Raw genomic sequence first — 5,956 nt, forward strand, 5'->3', positions numbered from 1 at the left:
GGTCAATGGCGCGGTCATTACCTCTCCGGCGCTCAACGTCACCCCTGGCGACAGCATCGTGGTCGACGGCGCGCCGATGGCGAGCCGCGAGCGCACGCGCGTTTTCCTCTACAGCAAGCCGCGCGGGCTGGTGACGACGCATTCCGATCCGGAAGGCCGCCCGACCATCTTCACCGCGCTGCCCAAGACCCTGCCGCGGCTGATCAGCATCGGCCGGCTCGACATCAATACCGAAGGCCTGCTGCTGCTGACCAATGATGGGGGCCTCGCACGCACGCTGGAATTGCCTGACACCGGCTGGCTACGCCGCTACCGCGTCCGCGCCCATGGCGAAGTCACGCAGTCGCAGCTCGACCAGCTCAAGCACGGCGTCGAGGTCGACGGCGTGAAGTACGGCTCGATCGATGCCACGCTGGAACGCGACCAGGGCGCCAATGTCTGGCTGGTGTTCGCGATCCGCGAAGGCAAGAACCGCGAAGTCCGCAACGTGCTGGCGCATCTCGGCCTCGAAGTGAACCGCCTGATCCGGATTTCCTACGGCCCGTTCCAGCTCGGCGAGCTGGAAGAAGGCCAGGTGGAAGAAGTCAAAACCCGGGTGCTGCGTGAACAGCTCGGTGAGAAGATCGCGGAATCTTCGGGTGCGGATTTCGCCCGCCAGATTCCCAGCAAGGGCGATCCGTCGGATGATCCGATCATCGTCAAGAAGCCGGAGTTCAAGCGCTCGACCGTGGAGGACCGCAAGGGCCGCCGCGTGCTGGTGCAGCGCACCGGCTCCGAGGAATCCCGCGCACGTAATGAAGAAGAAGCGTCGGGCTACGGCCCGCCGAAGCGCCCGAAGCGCGGCTATCATGGCAAGCGCGACATCACGCCCCGCAAGGACTGAGTTTGCTGCGATGTTGATGGCGGGTTTGTGTAGCGCACTGGCAGTCATGTCCCCTCCTCCCTTGCGGGGGAGGGTCAGGGAGAGGGGTGCCACGGGCGACGGCGTTTGTGGCCCCCCTCTCCCGGCGCTACGCGCCACCCTCTCCCGCGAGGGGAGAGGGGAGCCACTATCGCTTGTGCTTCACTATCTCAAGCGAGCTTCCTGATGCGCGTCGTCGGTGGACGGCTGAAGGGCCGCAACATCGCATCTCCTCAGACGCAGGCGATCCGTCCCACGGCGGACCGGCTGCGTGAGGCGCTGTTCAATATTCTGATCCATGCCTATGACAACCCGGTCGAGGACGCCCGCGTGCTCGACCTGTTCGCCGGCACCGGCGCGCTCGGCATCGAGGCGGTGTCGCGCGGCGCCGGCTTCACGCTGTTCGTCGACAATGGCGCAGAGGCGCGCGCGCTGCTGCGCAACAATGTCGAGGCGCTCGGGCTTGGCGGCGTCACCAAGGTGTATCGCCGCGATGCCGCCAATCTCGGTCCGGCGCATCCGGTCGAGCCGTTCAGCCTGGTGTTTCTCGATCCGCCCTACCGCATGAAGCTCGCGGAACAGGCGCTGGCCTCGCTGCGCGATGGCGGCTGGCTGACGCCGCGGGCGCTGCTGGTGGTGGAAGAAGCCAAGAACGCGGAATTCGCAGCGCCCGAGCATTTTGAAGAGCTCGAACGCCGCGCCTATGACGACACCGAATTCACCTTTTTGAGATTCCGCTGATCTGTAGGATGGGTTGAGCGTCTTCGCGAAACCCATCACCCTCTGCCGATGGGTTTTGCAAGCGCTCAACTCATCCTACAAAAATTCTGGGGAGAAAACGATGACCTATCCGAACTACACTTGGGACCACGTCCACATCCGCACGCCGGACGTCGAAGCGATGGCAACCTGGTTTGCCGACACGCTGGGCGCCGAGATCGTGCGCAAGCCGGCGATGGTGATCATCCAGCTCGGTGGCGGCAGCATTTTTCTCGCCGAGGCGACCAGCGACGTCAATCCGCCGCCGCTGACGCCGTATCAGGGCCTCGAACATATCGGACTGGCGGTCAAGGATATCGACGCGGTCGCCGCGTCGCTGAAAGCCAAGGGCGTGGAATTCACCAAGGAGCCGACCACCATCCGTCCCGGCACCCGCATCTGCTTCATCGCCGGACCGCTGGGGATTTCGGTCGAGCTGCTGGAGCGCGACGCGAAGTATCAGGTATAGTGAGGGGTTTCCCTCCCCCGCGTCTTTCGCGTGGGGAGGGTGGCCGGCCCATAGGCCGGTCGGGTGGGGGATGGCGTGGCAAACCAGAACGCGCGGGTACTCCGAAAGAACATGACGCCGCAGGAAGTGAAGCTGTGGGTGAAGCTACGTGAGCTCAAGCCCTTGGGCTTTCACTTCAGGCGGCAGGCGCCCATCCGCCATCTCATCGTTGATTTCGCTTCGTTTCGCGATCACCTCGTAATCGAGGTCGATGGCGGGCAGCACGCCATGGAGCCGGGTGCAAAGCAAGATGCGGCGCGGGATGCATTTTTGCGCGGCGAAGGGTTTCGCTTGCTACGATTCTGGAATTCCGATGTCGATCAGAATTTGGACGGGGTTATGCACGTCGTATGGAGTGCGTTGAGGCACCCCACCCGACCGGCCTTTCGGCCGGCCACCCTCCCCACGCGGAAGACGCGGGGGAGGGATAACACCGCCGAACCCGCCTACCGTCTCCCGAACAGCTTCTCGATGTCGCTGAGCTTCAGTTCCACATAGGTCGGCCGGCCGTGGTTGCACTGGCCGGAGTTCGGCGTGTCTTCCATCTCGCGCAGCAGGGCGTTCATTTCCTCCGGCTTCAGCCGGCGGCCGGAGCGCACCGAACCATGGCAGGCCATGGTGGCGGCGACATGCATCAGCCGGCGCTCCAGCGGCAGCGCCTCGTCCCATTCCGCCATGTGTTCGGCCAAATCACGCAGCAGCGCGCCGGCATTGGCCTTACCAAGCAAAGAGGGTGTTTCGCGCACGGCGACGGCACCGGGGCCGAAGGAATCGATGGCGAGGCCAAAGCCCGCCAGTTCCTCGGCGCGGTCGAGCAATTGTTCGACGGTGGCCTCGTCCATCTCGACGATTTCCGGGATCAGCAGGATCTGCCGCTGCACGCCATTGGCGGCGATCGAGGCCTTCAGCCGTTCATAGACGATGCGCTCATGCGCGGCGTGCTGGTCGACCACGATCATGCCGTCGCGGGTCTGCGACACGATGTAGTTCTCGTGTAATTGCGCCCGCGCGGCACCGAGCGGGCGGTCGATCAGGTCGTTGTTCGGGGTTTGCTCGAAACGCACATCGGCGGCGGGCGTGCCGACATCGAAACCAGCCTGGTCGGGCTCGGCCAGCGCGGCGGAGCCTTGGAAGGACGGCATCGCGCCGACGGGGTAGGAGGGCGACTGCCGCCATTCCCAATTGGCGTTGGGACGCATCGTGAAGTTCGGCGAAAAATTTGGCCGGAAGGACTCCAGCACCGCGCCGTCGCTATTGGCCGCGGTGCGGCGGCCTTCGCGCGCCAGGCCCTCCTTCAGCGCATGCACGATCAGGCCGCGCACGAGGCCGGCATTGCGGAACCGGACCTCGGTCTTGGCCGGATGCACATTGGCGTCGACCTCCTGCGGATCTAGCGTCACGAACAGCGCCACCACCGGGTGGCGGTCGCGCGGCAGATAGTCGGAATAGGCGGCGCGCACCGCGCCGATGATCAGCTTGTCGCGCACCGGCCGGCCATTGACGAACAGATATTGCCCGAGCGCATTGGCCCGGGTCAGCGACGGCGCCGCGGCAAAGCCTTCGACGACAACGCCCTCGCGCTCCGAGCGGACCTCGATGGCGCTGAGCCGGAACTCGGCGCCGAGAATATCGCCGAGCCGGGTCAATTGTCCGGCGGGGCCGGGCAGCGCCGCGGCCCAGGTCACGGGCGCGCGCTCCTCGCCGGCCATGCTGAAAGCGATATCCGGCCGCGCCATGGCGAGGCGACGTACCACTTCGCGGATCGCCTCGGCCTCGGTGCGGTCGGTCTTGAGAAATTTCAGCCGTGCCGGCGTCGCATAGAACAGGTCGCTGACCTCGACGCGGGTGCCCTGCGAGAGTGCCGCCGGCATGATCGGCGACTTGTCTCCGCCTTCCACCGCGAGCGACCAGGCATGCGGCTCGCTGGCATGCCGGGTCGTGATACCCAGTCGCGCCACCGAGCCGATCGACGGCAACGCCTCGCCGCGAAAGCCCAAAGTGCGGATCGCCAGCAGGTCCTCGTCGTCGAGCTTGGAGGTGGCGTGGCGGTCGGTGGCCAGCGCGAGGTCGGCATGGGTCATGCCGGCGCCGTCGTCGGTGATGCCGATCCGTCGCCTTCCGCCGCCGTCGCTGAACACGTCGATGCGGTGCGCGCCGGCATCGATGGCGTTCTCCACCAGTTCCTTCACCACGCTGGCCGGGCGCTCCACCACTTCGCCGGCGGCGATGCGGTTGACGATGGTTTCGGGCAGCTGACGAACGGGCATGTCGGGACTCAGGCGAAGGAGGTTGAATTTACGAGCTTTTGCGAGGGGGCGGGAGGACCGGGGACGATATCTCCCCACTGTTTCACACGCCTGCGCCGCCGCATATGTGTCATGTCCCTGCAAAAAGTCGTGAAATGAACGCGGTCTGTCTCCACTGCGAACACATGCGAGGGTCTTGATGGGTCTGCGTTGCTCGTAGCAATTCTCGTGCGATGGACGGTTCCGCAAGACGCGGGCGGCGCACCATAGGCGGCACTGTCATCGCGCGACCATCCCAGGAGAAGCGAATGAAGATTGTAAAAACTTCGGCGATCGCCCTCACGATTTCGGCCCTGATGGCCGGCCCGGTTCTGGCGCAAGGCGCTGCCTCGGATACTCAGACGCGCGGCTCGATGCAGCAGGGCGGTGCCATTCAGGGCGGCGCCGCGGCAGGCGCCGGCACCGAAATGAAGGCCCCGGCCACCAAGGGCACGGTTGGCTCCGCCACCGGCGGCACGGTGCGCGGAACCGCCGGCGCGACGGGCAATGCGGCGCCGGGTGCGGCGCCAAATGGTCTCGACGCCTCCGGCAGTGCCGCGGCGCCCAAACGCCATTAGCATGATCTAATCTGATGATCACTCGCGGTCAGTGCGGGTGCGGGGACGGCTCTTTCGAAAGGAAGGGCCGTTTTTGCTTGGTGCCGACGCGTCCCGACGTGATGCCATACGAAGGATGGCTTCGCAGATCCGGGACAACCGCGCCTCAGTCGTCGAAGCCGCCGGAGCCGCGTTTCGATTTCACGTCGCCGCGGCGCTTCTTGCCTTCCAGCCGGCGGGTTTTCGAGCCAAAGGTCGGCTTGGTGGCGCGGCGCGTGATCGGGCGGAATGCGGCCTCCCGCAGTAATTCGGTCAGGCGCTCGATGGCGTCGGCCTTGTTGCGTTCCTGGCTACGGAAGCGCTGGGCGTGGATCACGATCACGCCGTCTTTTGTCATGCGCTGGCCGGCCAGTGTCCGCAGCCGGATCACCATGTCCTCGGGAATGTTCAGCCGGGTGCTGTCGAAGCGGAGCTGTGCGGCGGTCGAGACCTTGTTGACGTTCTGCCCGCCCGGCCCGGAGGCGCGCACGAACGTCACCTCGATGTCGTTCGCGTCGATCGATAGATTGCGCGCAATCCGCAGCATGGAGGCTCACCGGGAGTAAAGATGGCGCCTGTGTAGCAGATTCTCACGCGGTGCCGCGGACGAGGTGCGTAGAAAGCGAAACGGCAGTGGCCGTAGGATGGGTTGAGTCCTTCGCGAAACCCATCGCTTCCATGCGCGGCCGTGATGGGTTTCGCAAAAGCTCAACCCATCCTGCATGTTCTCTTGACATAAATCCTACTTAGGATTATTAGCTCTGTCGTCTTGTTCGCGAGGGGCGCTGTCATGAGGCGTCTTGGTAGCGGAGCAGGATGCGGTGTCCCGCGCGCGTGCCTCGCAAGCACGCCCCGGGAGGCTGGCGGTCACCGTCCGGGCCCACTACGGGGCTCTGCCTTGAATGGC

The 5,956-nt window shown here is 65.3% G+C and carries 7 protein-coding genes; 5 read left to right on the forward strand and 2 right to left on the reverse strand.

Annotated elements, in window-relative coordinates:
- The 4 genes from Q0S16_RS07015 to Q0S16_RS07030 form a co-directional block, all read left to right on the forward strand.
- Nucleotides 1–883 (forward strand): pseudouridine synthase (locus Q0S16_RS07015; protein ID WP_295846417.1); only part of this gene is annotated, 883 nt, incomplete at its 5' end.
- A 201-nt stretch (nt 884–1,084) separates the two neighbouring features.
- Complete coding sequence (gene rsmD / locus Q0S16_RS07020; protein WP_295846425.1) at nt 1,085–1,642, forward strand: 16S rRNA (guanine(966)-N(2))-methyltransferase RsmD; 558 nt, start codon at nt 1,085–1,087, stop codon at nt 1,640–1,642.
- A gap of 100 nt (nt 1,643–1,742) precedes the next feature.
- A complete protein-coding gene (locus Q0S16_RS07025) occupies nt 1,743–2,129 on the forward strand; it encodes a VOC family protein (RefSeq protein ID WP_295846418.1) in 387 nt (128 codons plus the stop codon).
- 111 nt (nt 2,130–2,240) lie between these two features.
- Nucleotides 2,241–2,666, forward strand: a complete 426-nt coding sequence (locus tag Q0S16_RS07030) for an endonuclease domain-containing protein (RefSeq protein WP_295846419.1) — start codon at nt 2,241–2,243, stop codon at nt 2,664–2,666.
- Here the strand turns inward: Q0S16_RS07030 and mutL are convergent.
- The gene (gene mutL, locus Q0S16_RS07035) at nt 2,615–4,435 is read right to left on the reverse strand and encodes a DNA mismatch repair endonuclease MutL (RefSeq protein ID WP_295846420.1); all 1,821 of its coding nucleotides are present in this window, start codon (nt 4,433–4,435) and stop codon (nt 2,615–2,617) included. The two genes, Q0S16_RS07030 and mutL, sit on opposite strands and share 52 nt — an antisense overlap.
- Before the next feature lie 287 nt (nt 4,436–4,722).
- Between mutL and Q0S16_RS07040 the strand changes: the two genes are divergently transcribed.
- On the forward strand, nt 4,723–5,031 hold the full coding sequence (locus Q0S16_RS07040) for a hypothetical protein (RefSeq protein WP_295846421.1): 309 nt from the start codon (nt 4,723–4,725) through the stop codon (nt 5,029–5,031).
- A gap of 145 nt (nt 5,032–5,176) precedes the next feature.
- Here Q0S16_RS07040 and arfB read toward each other — a convergent pair whose 3' ends face one another.
- Nucleotides 5,177–5,596, reverse strand: coding sequence for an alternative ribosome rescue aminoacyl-tRNA hydrolase ArfB (gene arfB / locus Q0S16_RS07045; protein ID WP_295846423.1), 420 nt, complete (start codon nt 5,594–5,596; stop codon nt 5,177–5,179).
- Nucleotides 5,597–5,956: the final 360 nt, after the last annotated feature.

Source organism: Tardiphaga sp., from assembly GCF_025356345.1.
Lineage (GTDB): Bacteria > Pseudomonadota > Alphaproteobacteria > Rhizobiales > Xanthobacteraceae > Tardiphaga.